Origin of the sequence: Flavobacterium collinsii, from assembly GCF_946903285.1 — a bacterium.
Taxonomy (GTDB): Bacteria; Bacteroidota; Bacteroidia; order Flavobacteriales; family Flavobacteriaceae; genus Flavobacterium; species Flavobacterium collinsii.
Window position 1 is genome coordinate 1114318 of sequence record NZ_OX336425.1, and the last position, 23074, is coordinate 1137391.

Below are 23074 nucleotides of genomic sequence, written 5' to 3' on the forward strand. Positions count from 1 at the left end.
TTTCAATAAAAAAATGAAAATAATCGTTCCAATGGCGGGTCGTGGATCCAGACTTAGACCACATACTTTAACAGTTCCAAAACCATTAATTCCTGTTGCAGGTAAATCGATCGTACATCGATTGGTGGAAGACATTGCTAAAATATTAAAAGAACCTATCGAAGAGGTAGCTTTTATTTTAGGAGACGCTGCTTTTTTTGGAGATGATCTTGTAGCTAGTTTAGAAGAACTGGCAGGAAGTTTAGGAGCTAAAGCTTCGATATACCGTCAGGATTTACCTTTAGGAACAGGACACGCGATTATGTGTGCCAAAGAATCATTATCAGGCCCGGCAGTAATTGCTTACGCAGATACTTTGATCAGAGCTGACTTTGAATTAGATCCTGCTGCCGATGCGGTTATTTGGGTAAAACAAGTAGACCAGCCGGAAGCATTTGGTGTAGTAAAGTTAAATGCCAATAATGAAATTATAGAATTAGTAGAAAAACCAAAAGAATTCGTTAGTGATTTAGCGGTGATTGGAATCTATTATTTTAAAGAAGTAGGTGATTTGAAAAATGAACTTCAGGGAGTTTTGGATAATAATATCCAAAATGGTGGAGAATATCAAATCAATGACGGAATCAAAGCAATGATGGCAAACGGTAAAGTTTTTAAAACCGGGAGTGTTGATGAATGGATGGATTGCGGAAATAAAGATGTTACCGTTGAAACAAATTCAAGAATGTTAGGGTTTTTACATAATGACGGTGAACATTTAGTAGATTATGATGTGAAACTGGAAAATTCTACCATTATTCCACCGTGTTACATTGGTGAAAATGTAGTGTTGAAAAATGCAACAGTTGGTCCAAATGTATCTATTGGTAAAGGCTGCCACGTTGTGGATAGTTCAATCAGCAACAGTTTGATTCAAACTTACTCTCAAATAAAAAATGCGCATCTTGACAATGCAATGATTGGTAATCATGTTGTTTATGATGGCAAGTTTACTAGTATAAGTATCGGAGATTATTCGATTTTAGAATAGAGTATGAGTTAGAATAAATTCGTTTTTGTTTAAAAAATAAATTTTAAATATGATACAAAAAGGAGTTATCGCAATTTTATTTTTCGTTTTGCTTGGCAATCCAATTTCGATTATGGCTCAGACAGAACCGGAAGATATTGCTATGGCAACCGACGAGTATCAGGATGCTTTTTATGAATCATTAAAACAAAAAGGAATCGAAAATTATGATAAAGCGATTACCTCATTACAGAAATGTATTAAGTTAAAACCTAATGATGCGGTCGCCTATTTTGAACTCGGGAAAAACTATCTGTCTTTAAAAGATTATCGAAGTGCACAGGATTCATTTGAAAAAGCAACTCAGCTGGATCCAAAAAATAAATGGTATTGGTTGGGAATCTATGACGTAAGTTATGAAACCAAAAATTATCCTTTAGCGATTGAAACGATTCAGAGAATTATTGCTTTTGATGAAGAGTACAAAGACGATCTGATCTCGTTGTATATGATCACCAATCAATTTGATAAAGCATTGGTGGCGATCAACGAAATGAATGATAAGTTTGGAAAATCAGAAGATCGTGACCGATATAAAATGCAAATTTTATCTCAGGGAAAATATCAAAATGCAGAAATTGATAATTTAATTGATCAGATAAAACAGCATCCCAAAGAGGAATCAAATTATGTAAATCTGATTTTTTTATATTCAAAAGCAGAAGAAACAGATAAGGCGCTAAATGTTGCGAAACAGCTGGCTAAGGAAATTCCGACGTCAGAATGGGCGCAGGTAAGTTTGTTTAAAGTTTACTTAGATGCGAACCAGGCTGACAAGGCTATTAAAGCTATGAATGTAATTTTGGCAAGTTCAAAAATTGATTCTAAAATAAAACACCGTACGTTAAATGAGTTTTTGATCTACGCAAACAAGAACCCGCAATATGCGCCGGAATTAGAGAAAGCGATTTCTTATTTTGATAATGATTCGAATGTTGATGTGGCGAAAGAAATTGGAAAATTTTATCACAGCAAAGGTCAGTTTGAAAATGCGATTAAATATTATGTAAAGGATTTAAAAGCCAATTCAGAAACAGATCGTGAAACCAATTTGCTTTTACTTGAAGCATATGCGCAGTCCAAACAGTTTGAGCCGATGACCAAACGGGCAATGAATATGATTGAGGTTTATCCAAGTCAGCCGCAATTTTACTATTATGCTGGTTTAGGAAATAATCAGTTAAAGCAATTTAAAAATGCAAAAACCGTTTTAGAAATGGGGCTTGATTATGTGGTAGAGGACAAAACACTCGAAGCAAATTTTAATATTCAGTTAGGAGAGGCTTACAATGGTTTGGGAGATGCTAAGAAAAAAGAGGAATACTTTTTGAAGGCAAATGAATTATTGAAAAAGAGAAAATAGAAGAAAGAAAATAGAGGAAAGAGGGGGATGTACTTATATGCTAAGATTTTGATTTTTAGTTTTCGACAACCTGAAACAACACTATAAACAATTAAACAGATTTTGATTTGTCCAGATTCAAAATTAAAAAAGGCGGTAAATGAAAAAATATATAGCAATAGCATTATTGTCGGTCTTTATGATTTCTTGTAAATCAAAGGCAGTCGCTGTGCAGAACAATAATAGCGAAGTAAAAGAAGTTACTCCAAAAGAAGAAAAAAAAGTAATAGAGAATCATTATAACAATAAGTTAGATTTTTCTACGCTGTACATAAAAGCCGGAGCGCGATATGTTGACGATAAACAAAGTCAAAATGTTACGGCCGAGATTAAAATTGAAAAAGACAAACAAATTTTAGTAAGTGTTCGTTTTCTGGGGATTACAATGGCAAAAGCTTTGATTACCCCAACAGCAGTAAGCTATTATGAGAAAATAAACAGTACCTATTACGAAGGCGATTTTACAAGTTTAAGCAAATGGCTGGGAACCGAATTGGATTACAGTAAAGTTCAGAATTTATTGGTTGGTGAAGCCTTAGATGATTTGAGAAAAGGAAAATATGCACAGACCATTGTAGACAACCTTTTTCGCTTAGAGGATGAAAAGGATTCTAAATTGAAAAAGACATTCTATTTGGATGCTGAAAAATACCTGTTGCAAAAAGAAGAAATTTCACAGCCTGAAGAAAACAGAATGTTACAGATTTCTTATTCTGATAGTAAAGTTTTCAATCAGGGAACACTACCAACAAGTGTTGAAATCAGTGCGATTCAGCCAAAAGGAAAAACAAATATTAGTTTGAATTACAATACGATTTCATTTAACGAAGAACTTTCTTTTCCTTACAGTGTGCCAAGCGGTTATAAGAAAGTTATAATTAAGTAAATTTGCAAAAAGAAAATATAAACATGCCAAAATTTCTCCTAAGCCTAATTTTTATATGTGCCACTACTTTTATGTGGGCGCAAGATTCGCAACAAGAAAAACTGGAACAGCGTAAAGCTCAAATTCAACAGGAAATTAGAGATAATGAAAAAATGTTGCAGTCGGTAAAGAAAAAAGAAAAATCGGCAGTAAATGTTTTTTTAATTCAGGCGAATAAAATAAAATTGAAAGAGAAGCTGATTAATACTACGGCTAAGCAGGAAAAACTTTTGAGTAATGATATGTATATTAATCAGGTTAAGGTTAATAAACTCAAAAAAGAACTTGAAGTGTTAAAAGCAGACTACTCTAAAATGATACTTAAATCATACAAAAGCCGATCGGAGCAAAGCAGAGCCATGTTTATTTTATCTTCAGAGAGTTTTCTACAAGCTTATAAAAGAGCACAATATTTAAAACAATATACCAATTTCAGAAAAAATCAGGGATTGGAAATTCAATCCAAAACAGCACAACTGGAAGATTATAATGCGAGACTGAATGGTCAGCGCATTGTAAAGAAGAAAATTATTGCTGAAAATGAAAAAGAAAAACAAAGCTTAGAAACAGAAAAGAAAGAGCAGCAAAAATTAGTTAATTCGATTAAAAAGGACAAAAACAAAATTATTGCTGATACCAGAAGTAAACAGCAGGAAGCTAAAAGAATTGACAGACAAATTGATCGTTTGATTCGTGAGGCAATTGCCGAAGCCAACAGAAAAGCGGCCCTGGAAAGAGCAAAAGAAAACCCGGGTTCGACAGCGTCTAAAACTCCAGTTTCATCGTCTAAAATTGCATTGACTCCGGAAGGAAAAATTTTAGCAGCCGATTTTAAAGCCAACAGAGGAAAATTGCCATGGCCGGTAGAAAAAGGATTTATTTCACTAGGATATGGTGATCAGCCTCATCCTCTTTATCCGTCATTGACCGTGCACAATTCAGGGGTTGAGATTACGACAGAACAAGGAGCCAGTGCCCGTGCGGTATTTGAGGGAGTAGTATCAAGTGTTATTGTTTTATCTCCAATAAATAGAGCTGTTATGATTCAGCATGGAGATTACTTTACGGTTTATCAAAATCTTAGTCAGGTTTTTGTAGAGAAAGGCGATAAAGTAAATGTAAAACAAAGCATTGGAAAAGTAAGAACCAGTGGAGACACCGGAAAAACAATTATTAAGTTCTTAATTCTTCAAAATACATCCAATAATAATCCGGAAGGATGGCTGCAAAACAGATAATAGTAATCGCTTGCCGGTTTTAAATGTAACCGTTAAAAGGTTCGGAAAACTATAGAATAATAAAGTTGATTCAGACTTTAAAAAAAATCCTTTTCACCAGAAGTACAATGGTGAAAAGGATTTTTTATGTGAAGTTAATCGTATTGTTCAAGTAAATATTTCATAACATCTGTTGTAGTTACAATTCCCGTAAGCTTGCCATTATCTACAACGGGCAATGCATGAAATTCTTCGACAACAAAAATTTGAGCCAAATCCCGAATACAGAGATCTGATGAAACTGTTTTCGGTTTTGAAGTCATAATCTGAGGAATAGTAAGCATGTCTAAAATAGCTTCGTCTGCTTCTTCCTGTCCTTCGAAGAGTGCTCCAAAAGTTAAACGGTTAATATCCGTGCGGCTTATAATACCAATTACTTCTTTGCCTCTCAAAATAGGAATATGGCGTACAGTATGTTGTTTTATAAGTTCAACTATTTTTCTAAGTCCGTCATTTTCATTTGCAGTAATGACGCTTTTAGTCATAATATGACTGATCGGTTCTCTCTTTTTCATAATATAAGGTGTTGTATTATTTTTATTAAAATTGTAAAATAATTCAGATAAAACAAATGACCTTTATCATGTTTTAAAATGATTCGAAATATTGAAGGACAGAGAATATTTGTTGAATTTTCTTCAGAAGAAGAGCCGTTTTTGAAAGAAAGTGAACCGGAATATAAAAATCATCCTATTGTTCATTTGAAATTGCATCGATTGAAATTTAAAAATAGTATTTTTGCAGTATGGAAACAAACAGACAGAAAAAAATAGGCGGTGTCATCCAAAAAGATTTGGTTGATATTTTGCAAGGTGAAGTGCGAAAAAACGGAATCACTAATTTAGTAATTTCAGTATCCAAAGTTAGTGTTACTACAGATTTATCTGTGGCGACCGTTTATTTAAGCATTTTTCCTCAGGACAAAGCCAAAGAAACTTTAGAAGGCATAAAGTCGAATTCAACTTTAATCAAACATGATTTATCACAACGTGTACGTTTGCAATTGCGTCGTGTACCGAATCTGGTATTTTTTATTGATGACTCTTTAGATTATATCGAAAAAATTGATAATGCGTTATCAAACAGAGAAAACCCAATTGAAAACCGTGATCTTTTAGAAAAAAGAAGAAAATCATAAATTGAATTTCCCCCTTTACATAGCCAAACGTTATATTTTTAGCAGAAGTAAAAACAATGCTATCAATATCATCAATCGTATTGCCAGCATGGGAATTATTGTTGGAACGATGGCTTTGTTTGTGGTTTTGTCCGTTTTTAGCGGACTAAAAGTTTTCAGCCTTTCGTTTACAAACGAAATAGATCCTGATTTGAAAATGAGCAGTACCTATGGGAAATCATTTTTGATAACACCGGATCAGGAAGCTCAGCTTAAAAACATTGAGGGTATTGCTTCGTACAGTAAGATAATCGAAGAGCGGGTTTTGTTTTTGTTTAAAGACAAACAGCTGGTAACCTATCTAAAAGGTGTTGACAAAAATTATGTTGTTGTTAACGACATTAGGAAAAAACTTTTTAATGGAGAATGGTTGAAACCAGATACGTATCAGGTGGTTATTGGTTATGGAATTGCCCGTGATTTTTCGTTAGGAATTCTTGATTTCGAAAATCCTTTGCAAATATTTGCGCCTAAACCGGGAAAAGGAGCTATTGAAAATCCGGAAGAAGCGTTTAATAAAACAGACGTTTTGCCGGTTGCAATTTATTCAATTAGCGAAGATTTAGATTCAAAATATGTTTTTGCTGATATAAGTCTGGCTCAGGAATTACTGATGTACAAATCAAATCAGGTTTCCGGAATAGAATTCAATCTGAAAGAGAATGCCAATGAAAGCGCAATCAGATCTCAGCTTGAAAAGATATTCAAAAATAAAATAACGATAAGAAACAGAGCACAGCTAAACGAGTCTTTGTACAAGATGCTCAATACCGAAAACATTGTGGTTTACCTGATTTTTACACTGGTGATCATTGTGGCTCTTTTTAATTTAGTTGGAGCTTTAATCATGATGATTTTAGAGAAGAAATCGAACTTAAAAACACTTTATAATCTGGGAACAGAAATCAACAGTTTACGAAAAATATTCCTGCTTCAGGGAACGTTATTGAGTGTTTTTGGAGGTGTAATTGGTCTGGTTCTAGGAATTATTTTGGTTTTGCTTCAACAGGAATACAATCTGATTATGCTGACACCAACTTTGGCATATCCGGTAGTTTTTACTTTAGAAAATGTACTCATTGTAATGGGAACCATTGTATCACTTGGTTTTGTAGCTTCTCTAATAGCGAGCAGCCGGGTAAGTAAAAAGCTTTTAGATTAGTATTTCTACAAGGAAAATATTACTTATATTTATCGTCTTAAAAATCTACAGCATATGATTGTTTCTGCCTAGTCCTATTTTATTTTTGGAATAATTAGGATACTTACGTTTATTTTTTGAGTTCAGATTACTACATCTGGACAAATTTTATCATTTATCTTAATATATCATGACAGAAACTACTATACAGAAAAATCTATTTTCTAAAATTTATACTACTTTAAAACAAGCACTCACAGGAGATGAGTCTTTTGACTATACAGCAGGAAGCATAAAAAAAGCAGTCATTCTATTAGCTATTCCGATGGTTTTGGAAATGATGATGGAATCTGTTTTTGCGCTGGTTGACCTATATTTTGTCGGACATTTGGAGCATAGCAGTTTTGCCATCCAAACGGTTGGATTAACAGAGTCGGTTTTGACAATTGTATATTCTATTGACATTGGGTTAAGTATGGCAGCAACCGCTGTTGTGGCAAGGCGAATTGGGGAAAAAGATCCTGTTGCCGCTGCAAAAGCAGGTATGCAGGCGTTATTTATTGCATTTGTACTGAGTATTTTTCTGAGCATTTTCGGAATTATCTATGCAAAAGATATTCTTCTTCTAATGGGAGCATCTGCAGATGCAGCCGAACATGGTTTTAGGTACACTCAAATTATGATTGGTTCCAGTTTAAGTATTACCTTTTTATTCTTAATTAATGGAATTTTTCGTGGTGCAGGAAATGCGGCTATCGCAATGAAAAGTCTTTGGATTGCCAATATTTGTAATATTATTTTATGCCCGATACTAATTAATGGCTTTGCAGCAATTCCTGCGTTTGGCTTAGTTGGTGCCGCAATTGCTACAACAACAGGAAGAAGTCTTGGAGTTGTGTATCAAATTTATCATTTGTTTTATGGAAATGGAGTCTTAAAAATTAAAGGTTCTTATTTAATTCCCGATTTCACACAAATAAAAGCTTTAGTTAAAATTGCAGCTCCGGGAGTATTACAATTTGTTATAGCTTCCTGCAGTTGGATTTTTTTGGCGCAATTGGTGGCTACTACGGGAGGCGATCACGGATCGGCGGGTTATCAGACAGCTCTTAGAATAATGATGTTTTTTATTCTTCCGGCCTGGGGACTAAGTAATGCCGCCGCAACTTTGGTGGGGCAAAATCTGGGAGCCAAACGAGTCGATCGTGCGGAAAAATCAGTATTTACCACAGCAAAATATAATGTACTTTTTATGGCAACGATTATGATCGTTACATTGTGTTTTGGGGAGTATATTATCTCGTTTTTTACGAATGATGATTTGGTTAAAAGCGTTGCGGTCGAAGCATTGCAAATCATGAGTATCGGATTTGTCTTCTACGGAATAGGGATGGTTTTGACCAATACCTTTAATGGGGCAGGAGATACCTGGACACCAACAGGAATTAATTTCTTTGGGTTTTGGTTGTTCCAGATTCCTTTAGCCTATGTATTAGCTAAGCATTTTAGTATGGGACCAAAAGGTGTTTTTATCGCAATTCCGGTTGCCGAAACGGCCATTACGCTAGCGGCAATTTTCTTTTATAAAAGAGGGAAATGGAAGCGTATTCAGGTATAGGTTGTACAATATTTCTTAAAAACAAACGTTAAAATACCGGTAACCAATAACTAACATTATGAGAAATCAAATTAAGGTTTTAACCTTTTTAGGAATTTTAGGATTAGGTATTATTTTTGCTTTTAAACCTGTTGACAAAAAGACTATCGTAATCGATGCCGGTCATGGAGGAAATGATTTTGGAGCAACCTTAAATGACGTTCAGGAGAAGAGTATTGTAGAGAAAATTGCGAGAAAAATTAAAGCTCAGAATAACAATGAGAACCTGGAGATTGTTTTATTGCGCGAAGGAGATCATGACATGGAATTAAAAGAAAGAGTTTCAATGATCAATAACATAAATCCAAGTTTAGTGATTTCGCTGCACCTAGCTTCTTCACCAAATTTTAGTAAGAATGGGATAGAAGCCTACATTTCTTCAAATGCAAAATTTCACGATCAATCTAAAGCATACGCGGAAAATTTACTTGAAAAAGTAGCCGCTAATTACTTTTCAGAAGGAATAGTTAAAGAAGCTCCTTTTTATATTTTGAAAAATGCGAATTGCCCGTCAGTTAGTTTAGATTTGGGATACTTGTCAAATGTAAATGACAGAAATTATATGACTACTGAAAAAGGGCAAGCCGAAATTGCAGATAAAATATTAGAAGCAGTAAAGTAAAAACAGTTTTTGTCTCGTCCTAAAAAAGCGATACAGATTATTACATAAAAATAATTAATTAAACAGTTGCAAGAACCCTCTTGCAACTGTTTTTTGTTTTTATATCTTCTCATTTGAATTTGATTTTGAGAATGCATTTGATTTGGTGTTAACATGTAATTAGAATAGTGAGGTCTGAGATTATTATAAATATTGATAGATTCCTTTATTATTAAGTTTGTAATTTTTCTTTTTTGATGATACTTATCGATCATAAATTCTTGTTTTAAAATTCCATTAATTCTTTCTGCTATCGCATTTTCATAAGGATCTGAATTTTGGGTCATGCTGCATAATACTTTATTTTTCATAAGTTCTTTTTGATACTCATGTGCACAATATTGCAAACCTCTATCTGAATGATGGATTAGAGTTAATGTATTATGCGTTCTTTGCTTAAGAGCCATTTTAAGAGCTCTTAAACTACTTTGAGTATTGAGATTCTCAGCAACATAATACCCCATTATCTTTTTTGAATAAGCATCTGTGATCAAGCTTAGATAACACGGATTCTCTCTTTTTCCGATATAAGTAATATCGGATACCCAAACTTGTTCAGGGCGATTTATTTCTAAATCTAAAATTCGATTTTTGTGTTTTCTAAACCGGTGATGTGAATTTGTGGTTATATGGTAACTGCGTTTAGGTTGTACCAATAAATGATTAGCTCTAAGTATATCAAAGAATTTATCTCTTCCAATCTTCATCAAATGGAGTTGATCCAATAAAAGATAATAGAGCTTTCTAGCACCTATTCTAGGCATTAATTGCCTAAGATCATTAACCATTAAAACAACTTCTTTAGCTTTATTTTGTTTAATTGTTGTTCTTTTAATTTTTCGATAATAAACCTGTCTGTCTATCCCGAACAAATAACAGGTAAATCCTATTGTTTGTTGTTCTCTTTCTTTGAAATGGGTGATTGTTCGGGCACAGAGTTTTTTCGGATATCAATATGACATTCTTTTTCCGCTAAATCAATCATCATATCAAATAAGATTGCTTTCTTGTCTGCAACAAAAGCCTGTCTTTCCAAGAGTGCCTTTTGTTTCTCTAAAAGTTTGACTTGAGCTTCAAGCTCCATAATCTTTTGTTCAGGTGTTTTTGCCATTTTCATAGAGGTTTGGTTTTCCCAATCAAAGTTACCAAATTTCCTAAGCCATTGAACAACTGTGCTTTTGCATTGGATGCCGTACTGCTTTGTAGCCTCCGTTGCTGTGAGTTCTCCGCGTTCTATTTCCTGAACAACTTGTAATTTAAAAGACATAGAGTAGTCTTTTTGTGTACGCTTTACATAGCGTATTTCTTGAGGTACTTCCATAATGACACTTTTTGTGTATCGCTATTTCAGGACTAGACATTTTATTAAATAAAGAAAGACCTTCAAATTTGAAGGTCTTTTTTTTTATCCGGATCTTTGTTAAAGTTTCAGTCTCCTCAATATCTATTGTTTTGGATCTATTTAAAAAGTAAGGTTTCTTCAATTTTTTCAAATTGATTTTTTTCAAATTCTTCGATCTTCATGTTTTTTACCAAAAAGATTTTACGACAATCTTTGTAAAGAATTTCTAAAATATGTGACGAAATAAAAACGATGCTTGTTTTAGAAAGCTGTCTAATATAATTCATAAGTAAAAAATTAGATTCCAGATCAAGCCCGTTAAACGGTTCGTCCAGTATATAGAAACTATATTCTTTTTGAAAAACTGCATTTAAATACACTTTTTTCTTCATTCCGGTAGAGAACTCTTTTATAAGTTGATTTTCAGAAACTTCAAATATAGGCTTGATAGCTACTTCTTTGAGATCTAACAAATGAGTATAAAAGTTATAAAACTCTTTGGCGGTGAGTTCGTCATATACAGGAGGTTCTGTAGGAACCCATCCTGTATCTTGTAAAAGAACGCTGTTGCCATTAATAGAACAATTCCCGTTATATGTAGTTAAATCCAAAATGCATTTAAAGAATGTAGTTTTACCATGACCATTTTTACCAATCACACCATAAATTCCATTTTCTTTAATACTAACATTAACATTCTCTAATATGGTTTTGTCAGAATACTTTTTTTGGGAAATATTAATTTCTAGCATATTTTTAGTTTATTAATGTTTTTAATTGCTTTTCTATACAGGAAAGGAATTAATAGTAAAGGAAGACCGTAAAGTAAAATAGTTAAAGTGATAAAGGCAGTAAATACAATTTGATGGAGATAATCATTACTAAAGTAATTATATTTTAATACAATATTTATTAATGGTACAATAAAAATAATAGGAACAAATAGCAATTTATCCCATTGTAAAAAACAACAAACAATTATAATAACGGGACATATTATATAAAAGGTATTAATAAGTGAATTTTTAAATTGATAAAGTAAATATCTTTCAGAATCAAAAGGATTGCGCTTTATTTCTTCTACCCTTTCCCGTTCAAAAGAAGAAACAGAGGAGATTACGATCAGAATAAGAAACACAAAAAAAATAAGATTTTCATTATTGTATTTTATCGATATAAAAGTTAAAGCAATGGATAATGGAATGGTATAAATAAGTTTAAATTTTCTAAAAGTAACATGGAAGAATATATTAAAAGCATGAAAAGGATATGAAATTACCTTTAGATTTATCTTTGGGAGGTTTATTAAAAAGATCTGGAACAATAGAATACCCATAATAAACGCGAGCTCTTTTTTAAAGATTAAAACTAAATAAAAAGGAAAGAAGCAAATTAAATATTCTATAAAAAGTATTGTTTTGTAGTTTTTTTTAAATCTTAAAAGCTCGATGTCAGATCTCTGGATATGATATATTACAATTTCAAGAAAAGGAATAAAAATATATTTATTTAAGGAATTATAGTTCTTATAAAATAAAAATGCAACGACAAAGTGAAATAATATTATTAAAAAAATAGCTAAGTTATCATCTTTAGAAACTAATTTTCTAAAACGGACAAGGAACAAATAATGTAAGATTGTTTTCAATTTCTGAGATGTATATTGTATTTAACTCAACTAAACCATGGTTTTCAAAATTAACTAATTCTTACGCCATAATCCTCAATTTTAAAAGGTTATTAAAAACAGCAACAAAATCATTTTCTTCTCGATAACTTTTTTGTTTAGTATAAATAATAACAGATTATGAAAATATGGATAAAATTGTACTTTTGAATTTAAAAAAAGATCAGAGTACTTAAATATAAAATAATGGAAACTCAGTTTAAAAAAATCAAGATTACAATTGGAGTTGGTCTGTTTGCTTTTACCATGCAATCTCAGCAAATAGGAAATGGATTAGCAACTGGAGTTGGGGATTTTACAGTACCTCTTCTTTCAGGAACTTATTGCGCACTGAATCCAACAGGAACATTACCTGAAAATGATTGGCAACATTTATTTGTAGTCAGACACCCAAACCTTAACAATAACTATCAATTACAGATAGCTTCAATTATATCTGAAAATGATAAATTATATTTCAGGAAGTTAGCAGCCGGAGATGCAACTGCAGTCAATCCAAAGTGGCATGAATTAGCAACCAGGGGGAAAAATAATTTTATAGGAGATCAAACAATTACTGGAAATGTTGGAATAGGAACTCCAAATCCGAGTGAAAAACTCGAAATTTATAACTCAGATACAACACCGGCTGTAGTTTCCCTAAAAAGCAAAAGAAATGATTTGTCGTTTGTTGATGTAGGTAGAATAAGTGCCAAACAGGAATCTGTAGAGATAGCAAGAATTGGAATGCCCAGAGCTGGAGGAACATATATGGGATATTTGACCTTTTGGACAAAAGCAGATAATAATGGCGATTTAACTGAAAAAGTTAGAATTGCTGAAAATGGTAATGTCGGTATAGGAACTCAGAGACCAACTTCAAAATTAACTGTAGCAGGTGATATTAATTCAAGAGAAGTTAGAGTTAGTGTAGATGCCGGTGCTGATTTTGTTTTTGAGAAAGACTATAATTTACCATCGTTAGAATTTGTGGATAATTATATTAAAGAAAACAAACATTTACCTCAAATTGCTTCAGCTATAGAAATGCAAAATAATGGTATTAATTTATCGGAAATGAATATAAAACTTTTACAAAAAATAGAAGAGTTAACTCTTTATACGATTGAGCAGAATACAAAAATTAATGAGCTTCAAAAAGAAAACAAAAGGTTCTCTGATATTGAAAAAAGACTGGAACAGCTAGAAAAAGTAAGGAAATAAAAAAGTAATAATCTTTGTCAAAGTTTTAAACTTTGACAAAGATTAATTTATAAGTATTTAAACGAACTCATACCCGGCATAAACCTGTTCGATTTCTTTCATAATGGCGAAAAGATTTTCAGGTTCGTCTGTGGTAACCAGTTTTTGTTTGTATTCTTTAAACGAATGGATTCCTTTGAAATAATTGGTATAATGACGGCGCATTTCTACAATTCCCAAACGCTCACCTTTCCATTCCATTGACCACATTAAATGGTTTCTGGCGGCTTCAACGCGATCAATAACGGTTGGAGCAGGTAAGTGCTCACCGGTATTAAAATAGTGTTTTATTTCGTTAAAAATCCATGGATAACCAATCGCGGCACGACCAATCATGATTCCGTCGATACCGTATTCATTTTTATATTTTAGGGCTTTTTCAGGGCTGTCGATGTCTCCATTTCCAAAAATAGGCATGGTGATTCTCGGGTTGTTTTTTACACGTGCAATGTGCGACCAATCGGCGTGGCCTTTGTACATCTGTGCACGGGTTCTGGCGTGAATTGTTAAAGCCTGAACACCAATATCCTGAAGTCTTTCGGCAACTTCATCAATGTTGATAGAGCTTTCATCCCAGCCCAAACGTGTTTTCACAGTCACAGGCAAATCAGTACTTCTGATAACCGCTTTTGTTAAACGGATCATCAAATCTACATCTTTCAAAACTCCAGCTCCTGCACCTTTACAAACTACTTTTTTTACCGGACATCCAAAGTTAATATCAACCAAATCCGGTTTAACAGTAGAAACAATTTTAGACGAAAGCGCCATTGCTTCTTCATCACCCCCAAAAATCTGAATTCCAACCGGACGTTCGTAATCAAAAATATCCAGCTTCATTCGACTTTTGATAGCATCACGAATTAATCCTTCCGATGAAATAAATTCAGAATACATTAAGTCAGCGCCATGCGTTTTACACAATCTGCGAAACGGCGGATCGCTCACATCTTCCATCGGTGCGAGTAATAAAGGAAATTCGGGTAATTCTATGTTGCCAATCTTGACCATCTTCAATATTTTTTGCAAAATTACAACATTTAGTTCAATTTGTACCAAATTGAGGTTCAAAGGTTCAGAGTGGCAAAGGTTCAAAGGTTTTTTTAGTTTTTTAGACAACCTTTGTCCCTCTGAACCTTTGTTCCTTTGAGCCTTCTCAACGGTAATCAAAAAAACGAATAGGTTTTCGGCTCATCGGATTAAAAACTAAGGGATTCAAAGCTTCTTTTGCGGCGAACTCAATCTTTGGTGTTACTCTTAATTTGGCTCTGAAGTGATCTTTTATTTCCTGTAAAAATTCCGGACTTTGATTTTTTACAGCTATTTTTATCAGGATTTCATCGGTTCCTAAATCGTTGGTAGAGATTTCGATAATATGGTTCTCGATATTATCAAAACCACTCAAAACATCATTCATCGCTGGCGGGTAAAGTGTTGTGCCCTTGTATTTGATCATTTGTTTTTTACGGCCAACGACAGGACCAACACGCAACGTATTTCTTCCGCAGGCACAAGGGCCGTTGTGGAGTTGTACAATGTCTCCGGTTTTGAAACGCAGTAAAGGCATGGCTTCAATACCTAAGGTGGTAAAAGTCAATTCGCCAATTTCACCTTCTTTTACAGGAATATTATTTTCATCTAAGACTTCAACAATGATCAGTTCGGGATGGTGATGACCACCAACGCCGTGTTCACATTCAGTAAAAGCAGTACTCATTTCTGTGGAAGCATAAGTCGAGAACAACTTAATATTCCATTTTTCAGTGATTTTGTTAGACAAAGTATTCATGGAAAAATCCTGATTTCGCAAAGATTCTCCAATACAAATTGCTCCTTTTATACTGGAGTTGTTGTAGTCAATTCCGTGTGCTTCGGCATATTCAATTAACTTTAGTAAAAAGGAAGGAACAGTAATCAGGTAAGACGGTTTGTATTTTAAAATAGAATCCCATTGCAGTTCCGGAATTCCAGCACCAACCCGAATGACCCCTACTTTTAGTTTTCGCAATCCCAGAAAATAAGCCAGTCCGGCCATAAACTTTCGGTCAATTGTAGTCATCAGTTGTACGACATCACCTTCGGCAATTCCGGCACAGGCAAACGAAATGGCTTCGTTATAAGCCAGACGATCGAGATCAGAATCGGTTAAACCAAAAGTAACAGGGTCGCCTAAAGTTCCGGAGGTAGAGGCATAATCAATAATTTGATGCTGCGGTACACATAAAAAATCATCGTTGTATTCTTGTAAATCCTCTTTTGTTGTTACGGGTAAATGCTGTAAATCTTCAAGTGTTTTAATCTTCGATAGATCAACATTTTGTCCGGTAAAAAGACGTTTGTAAAAAGGAGAATTTTGACTGATATAGTGTAATAGTTCCGCTAATTTTTGCTCTTGAAAAATTTTAATTTCTTCTAAAGAATTTTTTTCTATTAATGGAATCATTGTAATTTTCTTTTGATTTTTTTTAAATATTTTTCAATCGCTGTTTTGTCAGGAACAGTTGTAATTTCTTTGGTTAAAGCTTTTTCAAAATTGGACTGAGAAAGCCGGTACTCTTTTTTTTGATAAAAGTACAACCCTGCTTTGTAATACACAACCCAATAATCAGGGTTTAGCGATTGGTAATTGCGGATAAGCTCGGGGTTTATCGTTTCTTTGTTTTTCAGATACAAATCGATCTTGTGATCTTCAGTTCTAAATTTCCTATAATTTTTATAGGAAACGGTTTCTAAAAAAGGATCTTTCGGAATGTCTAAATTTATTTGCTGAAACGAAACAATTGAATCTGTTTTTCTTTCTTTAAAAACGCTATCCAGATTATAGCAGACAAATTCGCCCAATTGGTATGGATTGGCGGATACCCAAACCTCTTTTGTTGCAGGTTTAAAGATAACACCGTGATGAGCCATCAACTGGTTCAATGCTTTTTCATTGCCATAACCCAGACTAATATTGTTTAAACCCTCTTTATTTCGAAGAATTTCAGAGGCAATTTTAGGGTTGATTTTTGGAATTTCAGAAAATAGTTCTTTCATTTTCTCGAGACGATATTCGGAATGACTATTGGCAATCTGGAATTGGTTACGTTTCTCGTTTTTTAAGTCCTCTCCCTGAAAATGATTGGAGCAGAGCAATTGATCGCTGTTTGGAATGTCGTAAACGTCCATTTTTTTAGGTGTGACTTCAATTAAAACGGCTCTGTTATCCTCTGCACTTCCCACCATTATGGATTCTGATACAAAAACGGCTCTTTTTTGGGCAATGATAATTGCTTCGCTTATATTTTTGGCATGTTGTAATATTTCACGAGTAAGAATCGAAATGGGTGTTTTGGCGATCAGCGGAATTTTAGACTTTCCGGCATTAATGGTAACGGTTAGTCCCTTTTCATTCATTCCGGAAACGGCACCAATCATTCCAGGCCAGGTAATCATCATAAATTTGTGACCTTCTTTTGGATTGATAAACGCTACGATTTTGTTTTCTGCGAAAGCATCATTAACATAAAAATCAAAGTTGCGTCCCAGGATTAAGTTTCCGTCTTCCGACTTCTCTCCCCAGGCAGCAAAAGAAGAACAGCCTACCAAAGCCAGATCCTGCAAAGCATGACCAATATCGTGTGCGGCATGCAGGTATAAACTGCGTTGGTACTGCGGTGCTATATTATCAAAAGTCCGTGAGGTATATTGTGAAACGCCAAAAATCTCGGTTTGATATTCGTCAGGAACATTTGAATATAGTTTTCGATTGTACCATTTGAGAAAATGGCGAAGGAGTTTTTGCTGAAATTTTGAAGGAACAATATCCTGTATTTTAGAGAAGAAAATATGCTCCTGCTTTTTTAAAAGAGAATCTGACAAAGCACCAGTATTGAGTCCTATTTCCAGAGGATCACCTTCGGCATACAATTCCCAGAGGCCTTGTTTGTTTTTTAAAAGCGAATTTTTTCCGGAAACAAACACGCTGTCTGATATTTTGTTTACGTGAGGTTTTGTTGCGTTATAATGAGTAAGATCAGGTTGGTGACGCATGGATTTTGATGTTCCGCAAGATGCTAACATCGTTAAAAAACCGATAATGAAAAAGAGTATAATTCGGTTTTTCATAGCTTTTTATTCAGAAGCCTGATTGATTTTGGTTACTAAATATTCTTTTCCAACAATTTCAGAGCAGGTTACCACAGCGCCAATGGTGACTCCCAAAACACCGTGCATGTTAATACTTTGGCCTGTAAGATATAAATTATTCAGTTTGGTTTTTGACGGAATTAGCGTTTTCATCGGATTATTGGAATCTTTAACATATCCGTACATATTACCGCTGTCACCTCCAATATAATCCCTATAGGAAAGAGGTGTCGAGGTATGAACCGATTGAATACAGTCTTTGATACCCGGAAATTTCAGTTCGATCTCTTCTAAAAATTTCGCTGCCTTTCTGGATTTAAATTCTTCATAACTTTCTCCGCGGTCATTTTCTTCAATGGTAGTATTAAAAGTATCGCTCCACGGAAGTACATCATCGTATTTCATATAAGTAATAAAAGTCATTCCTTCGGCCCATTCTTCCTGCTTTTTTGAGACATTCATGGAAGCCATAAAAGCTTTTGGCCAGGAAGCATCATCATAATCATGAGAGGTCCAGACTTCGCTGCTTTTCTTAAAATGATAATGGTTGTGATTGATGTATTTAAAAGTTTCCGGTTTAAAAACAATATACAGACTAAAAGCCGAAATGACACCTTCAAGACTTTGGATTCTACTGTAAAATGATTTTCGGAAGTGTTCTTCACCAGTCATTTTCAAGGTCGTTTTGGGTTCAATGTTGGAAATAAAATACGAGCCGGAAACACGGGTTCCGTCTTTCATGTCTACCGAAGTTACTTTTTTGTCTTCGACATTAAAACGGGTAACTTCTTTGTATTTGTAAAATTCGCCACCGTATTTTTTGAGCTGTTTTAAAAGTTGTTTTGTAATCTGACTTCCGCCGTTAATGCATCGCCATGAACTTTGTATATAAGAATTTACAGAAAGAGCATGAACATAAAATGGTGATTTATCGGCAATTCCGGCATACAAAAAGTTAGAACCGGCGAGAACTGCTTTTAGCTTTTCATTTTGGGTGCATTCTTCAATCGTTTGTTTGGCATTTAAGCCTAAAATTTCATTGTCGTATTTACCTTCCCATTCTAAATTGTAGAGCGGAAAAGATTCGCAAATTGCTTTTATTCTTTTACAGTATTCCTCAATATTGGTTTTTTCCTCGGGAAAAAATTGTAGGAGTTGAGCCGTAAAATTGGCATAACCCTGTGCATGAGGATATTCATTTTGATCGTCTTCAAAAGAAATAATATCAAAACCATCATCGTCTAATTTTTTAAGATTTAGATGGTCCATAATTCCCAAATACTTAAAATATTTGTAGAGATTTTGCCCTTCACCTAAACCTCCGATATAGTGAATTCCGGTATCAAAAATGGTTCTGTCGCGCACAAAAGTCTGGAGATTTCCACCGTATTGATTGTTTTTTTCGAGCACACAAACGCTATAACCTTCTTTGGCTAGAATAATCGAAGAGACCAATCCGCCAAGTCCGCTGCCAACAATTACAACATCGTATTGCTCTTTCATGCTAATTTTTTCTTTACTATCGTAATGCCTTTTTCTTCTGAGACAATTTCATAACCGGAGGCCATTAATTTTGTTTTATAATGCAGGCAATATATTAAAATTATGGAAGAAAATTTTGAAATGATTTTTTCAGGATCATCGCTATAATTTTCGTCAGAAATCAAAAGAACATCATATTGATTTTCAAGTACAGCTTCTAATTGATCCGGATAAATTATTTTTCTTTTCTTTAAAAAATAGTTGGTCTTTGAAACCGCCCGTTTTTCTTCATCATTGTTAAAGGAAGTTATTTTTCGTTGTGGTTCCTGCAAAGTTAGCAACACATCCAACTGCCCATAATCATTAGATAAATGCAATATTTTGGCATTCGCCGAAAGATACTTGTTTAAACTGTAGTAGGTTTCCAGATTCTTTTTTAAATCGCTTTTGACGTTTTTGATAATTTCAATTTCCTTGTAATCGTAACTGTGCAGAACCATTTTTTTGAAATATTCAGGGCCTTCTAACTGCTGACGAATTTTACGGTATTCTTCTTTGAAAAAAGCACTCATTTGTTTGGTTCTCTCGGCATAATTTTTTCCAAAAGAAAGATCATTAGGAGCAATTCTTTCTAAAATTGAAACCGTAAGTTGGCTGTTATGGATGACAAAATCACCTTTTGGAATTGCTTCTGAAGCGCCATGAATAACTACAGGAATAATATCCAGATTAAATTCTTCTGCGAGATAAAATGCACCTTTGTGAAAACGCTTGACCAGATTGCTCTCTGAACGTGTTCCTTCAGGAAAAATCATGAGCGAATAACCTTCGTTTATTTTTTGACGCAAATGTTCAACTCCGCCTTCGATTCCTTCCGAAACCGGATAAAAACCTGCTTTTCGAACAGTACCGCCAAAAATAGGAGAGTTGTACACCCAGTCACTTACCAAAAAGATAATTTTAGGGCTAAGCATTCCCATCGCCAGAATGTCAATAAATGAAGAATGGTTGGCAATGATAATGGCCGGTTTTTCAAAGGTTTCACCAAATTTATTAATGACCTTTTTACGAAGAAACGGATTGGAATACAATACCGATTTCATGAATTTTGAGATCACGTAACGGAATGCCTTCATTTTTGTTTTCTCTTTTATCGGAAGAATCGGCATAATGGTGATGCTAAAAAGCGACATCACAATTCCGCCCAGACCGTAGTAGAAAAAGGAAATTACACCGTGAACAAAAGTACGCAGGACAAATGGAGGGTTTCCTTTTTTGGAACGGTTTGAAATGAATATTTTAAAAAGAATCGGGTAGAAAATAAACGTAATAATAAGTGCCGCAAAAACTCCGATTAAAGATACAGATGAGATAGATCTCAAAGCAGGATGTTGTGCAAAAATCATGGCACCAATTCCTAAAATAGTGGTAATGACGGCAAGAATTATAGAAGTTCGGTAAATGGCAATTTCATTTTTTCCCGTCGTATATTCTTTTTGAAGTGCACTGGTCATAAAAATACTGAAATCAACACCGTGACCAAAGATCAGTGTACAAACAATCATGCTGAAGATATTCATCTGAATGCCAAAAATGCCCATTATTCCGGCAGTAACAATTCCGGTTAAAGCAATCGGAATACAGCTTACGATAACCAATTCGAGTCTTCGGAAAAAGAAAAAAAGAATCAGAATTACCGCTACAAATGAATAATTTACCAGGGAGTTAAAATCGGTTTTTAAAGTACTGAAAAACGTTTCGTTCATTTGCTGGCGATCAATCGCAATCAGGTTTTTTTTAGCTGTGGCCAATTTTACAAAAGTGTCTCTTTGCTCCGGACTTACTTTTACCAGAGTAGAAATCGTGAAGAAACCGTTTTTTTCGGTTACAAACTCTTTTAGTTGTAGAGGTTGTATTTTCAGGTATTCTTGTGCCGAAATGGGTTTGAAGTCAAAGTTTAAATGATCAAAAAAGGCAGTATAGGTTGTGGGTTTAAATCCAAGTTTTAAACCTTCGGCAATTAGGCCGTTTTGTAGAAGCTGTTTTTTGTTGGCGTCCCAAAACGAATTCCACTGGTCGATTTTCTGTTGTTGTTCCTGTTGAGAAAGCATGATGCCTCCAACAGAACTAAAATTCAATATTTTGCCATTTTGTTTCTCTTTTGATAAATCGGTAAACAGGGCTGAGTTGTTTTGCAAAACCTCTTCGATACTATTTCCGTAGGAGGCCACATAAATGGTTTTTGAGGTAAGATTTGTACTTTCTTCCAGATCTTTTTCAGCAGCTTTTATTTCCTTCGGAATAAAATTCAATTGCGATAAATCGTTATTGAATCCTACATTTTTATACGTAAAACAACAAACAATGGTAATTAAAACACAAAAACCGATTAGAAATTTGTTGTTGTGAAAGGAAAAATGAGCGAGTTTATCGATCACATTTTTCTTGTGTTCAAAATTGTTTTCTTTTGGTTTGTAAAGATGAGGAACAATTAAAAGAGAGAAAAATGCAGAAGCCATTACAATAACGGCAGCGAAAATCCCTAAATCATTCAGCGCATCGGATTTCACAAAAAGCAGACATAAGAAAGCAACGGCCGTGGTTGAACTGCTCATAATTACCGGCATGGTAATGTCTTTGTACAGTGTTTTTACATCGCTGTTGTGTTTGTAATGTGTAAGGATATGAATCGAATAATCAATGGTGATTCCCAACAAAATAGAACCAATTCCGAGTGAAATGGCCGAAATATGTTCTTTCACAAAATACAAAAAGGCTACGGCAAACAAGGCTCCAAAAAGTGTAGGAAGAAAAATAATTAAAGGAATAAGTACTTTTCGATAGAATAAAATCAAAATCAACATCAAGGTAAACATTGCGATCGAAGTGGTCAGAATGATATCGCTTTTGATTTGATCAGCATTTGCCACGGCAATAAGCGCCGAGCCAAAATAACGGATTGAAGTTTTGGTTTTAAATTTTTGATTCAGGTTATCCTGAATGGATTTTAGTTTTTCGGCAAAAATGGTATTCTGTTCGGTTTCACTCGAAGGAAGATTTGAGGTGATAAAAAGAAGGAGTTTCTTTTTGTCTTTGGTCATGACAAAACCATTGTCAAGTGTAAAATCGTCGCCAATATTTAATTGTTGTAATTTTTTTAAAGCGATAAACGAAATGCCCAGCGGATCTTGTAGAATAAAATCTTTTGTAATAAATCCGGACGGAGAGATAATTGACTTATAATTGCCCTGAACTGTCGCCGCAATACTGTCTTTTTGAAGTTTATTTTGGAGGACTTCATAATCTTTTTTTTCCAGAAAAAGAGGCAGATTGTTGTAGACAAAATCAATGGTCTCCTGAATATTTTCTTCATCAATTTTCCCCTGAATACCGGTTACATAAGGTTTGCAGGATTGGGCAACACTGTCTGAAAAAGCAGTTGCCATTTCTTTTAAATCTTCTTCGGTTCCGTTTTTATCGAGTTTGAAAATAACGGTAATTTTATCGGCAAAATTAAGCTGCTTGAGCACTTTTGCCGTGGCATCGGCTTTATCGTTGGTCGGAATCAGTTTGGTGATGTCCTCTTCAAATTTAATTTGAGAGGCAAAAAAACCAAAAGCGAAGAGCATCAAAATGGCCAAAGCAACCGATAAAGTTTTTCGTCGGTTTACAAATAAATGAATGGCGTAGAAATAGTGATGCATAAGTATTTAATATTATTTTTGGGCTATAGCTTTTTTTCGCCACAGATTAAAAGGATTATAAATGCTGTTACCAGTTTGCCACGAATTTCACAAATTTTCGCGAATTAATTTGTACAAACTTGTGAAATTGCTTTACTAGTTCACTTTCGTTCAAGTAGTGGTAACTTGACATAGATTGAA

18 protein-coding genes are annotated in these 23074 nt (G+C 34.2%); 9 read left to right on the forward strand and 9 right to left on the reverse strand.

The window, feature by feature from the left end; genetic code table 11:
- Positions 1-13: 13 nt before the first annotated feature.
- From OGZ34_RS04990 to OGZ34_RS05005, 4 genes are all read left to right on the forward strand, one after another.
- Positions 14-1030, forward strand: a complete 1017-nt coding sequence (locus tag OGZ34_RS04990) for a sugar phosphate nucleotidyltransferase (RefSeq protein ID WP_263362313.1) — start codon at positions 14-16, stop codon at positions 1028-1030.
- A 49-nt stretch (positions 1031-1079) separates the two neighbouring features.
- A complete protein-coding gene (locus OGZ34_RS04995) occupies positions 1080-2432 on the forward strand; it encodes a tetratricopeptide repeat protein (RefSeq protein ID WP_263362314.1) in 1353 nt (450 codons plus the stop codon).
- A gap of 139 nt (positions 2433-2571) precedes the next feature.
- Positions 2572-3357 carry a DUF4292 domain-containing protein gene (locus OGZ34_RS05000; protein ID WP_263362315.1) on the forward strand — a complete coding sequence of 262 codons (786 nt, stop codon included), beginning with the start codon at positions 2572-2574 and terminating at the stop codon, positions 3355-3357.
- A 23-nt stretch (positions 3358-3380) separates the two neighbouring features.
- The gene (locus OGZ34_RS05005) at positions 3381-4634 is read left to right on the forward strand and encodes a murein hydrolase activator EnvC family protein (RefSeq protein ID WP_173968116.1); all 1254 of its coding nucleotides are present in this window, start codon (positions 3381-3383) and stop codon (positions 4632-4634) included.
- A 134-nt stretch (positions 4635-4768) separates the two neighbouring features.
- On the opposite strand, the gene OGZ34_RS05010 is transcribed toward OGZ34_RS05005, so the two are convergent.
- Positions 4769-5188 carry a CBS domain-containing protein gene (locus OGZ34_RS05010; protein ID WP_263362316.1) on the reverse strand — a complete coding sequence of 140 codons (420 nt, stop codon included), beginning with the start codon at positions 5186-5188 and terminating at the stop codon, positions 4769-4771.
- Positions 5189-5418: 230 nt separating this feature from the next.
- Here OGZ34_RS05010 and rbfA point away from each other — a divergent pair, with 230 nt between their 5' ends.
- From rbfA to OGZ34_RS05030, 4 genes are all read left to right on the forward strand, one after another.
- Positions 5419-5811 (forward strand): 30S ribosome-binding factor RbfA, encoded by a 393-nt coding sequence (rbfA, locus tag OGZ34_RS05015; protein WP_173968114.1) that lies wholly within the window; start codon positions 5419-5421, stop codon positions 5809-5811.
- Position 5812: 1 nt separating this feature from the next.
- A complete protein-coding gene (locus OGZ34_RS05020; RefSeq protein WP_173968113.1) occupies positions 5813-7012 on the forward strand; it encodes an ABC transporter permease in 1200 nt (399 codons plus the stop codon).
- 169 nt (positions 7013-7181) lie between these two features.
- Entirely contained in the window at positions 7182-8609 is a 1428-nt protein-coding gene (locus OGZ34_RS05025) for an MATE family efflux transporter (protein ID WP_263362317.1), read from the forward strand.
- Between the two features lie 58 nt (positions 8610-8667).
- A complete protein-coding gene (locus OGZ34_RS05030; RefSeq protein WP_263362318.1) occupies positions 8668-9270 on the forward strand; it encodes an N-acetylmuramoyl-L-alanine amidase family protein in 603 nt (200 codons plus the stop codon).
- On the opposite strand, the gene OGZ34_RS05035 is transcribed toward OGZ34_RS05030, so the two are convergent.
- The 3 genes from OGZ34_RS05035 to OGZ34_RS05045 all read right to left on the reverse strand — a co-directional run bounded on the left by OGZ34_RS05035 (position 9207) and on the right by OGZ34_RS05045 (position 11403).
- The gene (locus tag OGZ34_RS05035) at positions 9207-10181 is read right to left on the reverse strand and encodes an IS3 family transposase (RefSeq protein ID WP_263362319.1); all 975 of its coding nucleotides are present in this window, start codon (positions 10179-10181) and stop codon (positions 9207-9209) included. The two genes, OGZ34_RS05030 and OGZ34_RS05035, sit on opposite strands and share 64 nt — an antisense overlap.
- A 14-nt stretch (positions 10182-10195) precedes the next feature.
- Positions 10196-10630, reverse strand: coding sequence for a helix-turn-helix domain-containing protein (locus OGZ34_RS05040; protein ID WP_263362320.1), 435 nt, complete (start codon positions 10628-10630; stop codon positions 10196-10198).
- 137 nt (positions 10631-10767) lie between these two features.
- Positions 10768-11403 (reverse strand): ATP-binding cassette domain-containing protein, encoded by a 636-nt coding sequence (locus OGZ34_RS05045; RefSeq protein ID WP_263362321.1) that lies wholly within the window; start codon positions 11401-11403, stop codon positions 10768-10770.
- 1121 nt (positions 11404-12524) lie between these two features.
- On the opposite strand from OGZ34_RS05045, the gene OGZ34_RS05050 reads away from it, so the two are divergent.
- Positions 12525-13541, forward strand: a complete 1017-nt coding sequence (locus OGZ34_RS05050; protein ID WP_173964708.1) for a hypothetical protein — start codon at positions 12525-12527, stop codon at positions 13539-13541.
- A gap of 57 nt (positions 13542-13598) precedes the next feature.
- On the opposite strand, the gene dusB is transcribed toward OGZ34_RS05050, so the two are convergent.
- From dusB to OGZ34_RS05075, 5 genes are all read right to left on the reverse strand, one after another.
- On the reverse strand, positions 13599-14591 hold the full coding sequence (dusB, locus tag OGZ34_RS05055; protein ID WP_173964709.1) for a tRNA dihydrouridine synthase DusB: 993 nt from the start codon (positions 14589-14591) through the stop codon (positions 13599-13601).
- A gap of 145 nt (positions 14592-14736) precedes the next feature.
- Positions 14737-16023: a phenylacetate--CoA ligase family protein gene (locus OGZ34_RS05060; RefSeq protein ID WP_263362322.1), complete on the reverse strand. Its 1287-nt coding sequence runs from the start codon at positions 16021-16023 to the stop codon at positions 14737-14739.
- The gene (locus OGZ34_RS05065; protein ID WP_263362323.1) at positions 16020-17687 is read right to left on the reverse strand and encodes a C45 family autoproteolytic acyltransferase/hydolase; all 1668 of its coding nucleotides are present in this window, start codon (positions 17685-17687) and stop codon (positions 16020-16022) included. Before OGZ34_RS05065 ends, OGZ34_RS05060 begins: the two co-directional genes overlap by 4 nt.
- Before the next feature lie 6 nt (positions 17688-17693).
- Positions 17694-19211, reverse strand: a complete 1518-nt coding sequence (locus tag OGZ34_RS05070) for a phytoene desaturase family protein (protein WP_263362324.1) — start codon at positions 19209-19211, stop codon at positions 17694-17696.
- On the reverse strand, positions 19208-22894 hold the full coding sequence (locus OGZ34_RS05075) for a 1-acyl-sn-glycerol-3-phosphate acyltransferase (RefSeq protein WP_263362325.1): 3687 nt from the start codon (positions 22892-22894) through the stop codon (positions 19208-19210). Before OGZ34_RS05075 ends, OGZ34_RS05070 begins: the two co-directional genes overlap by 4 nt.
- Between the last annotated feature and the right edge of the window lie 180 nt (positions 22895-23074).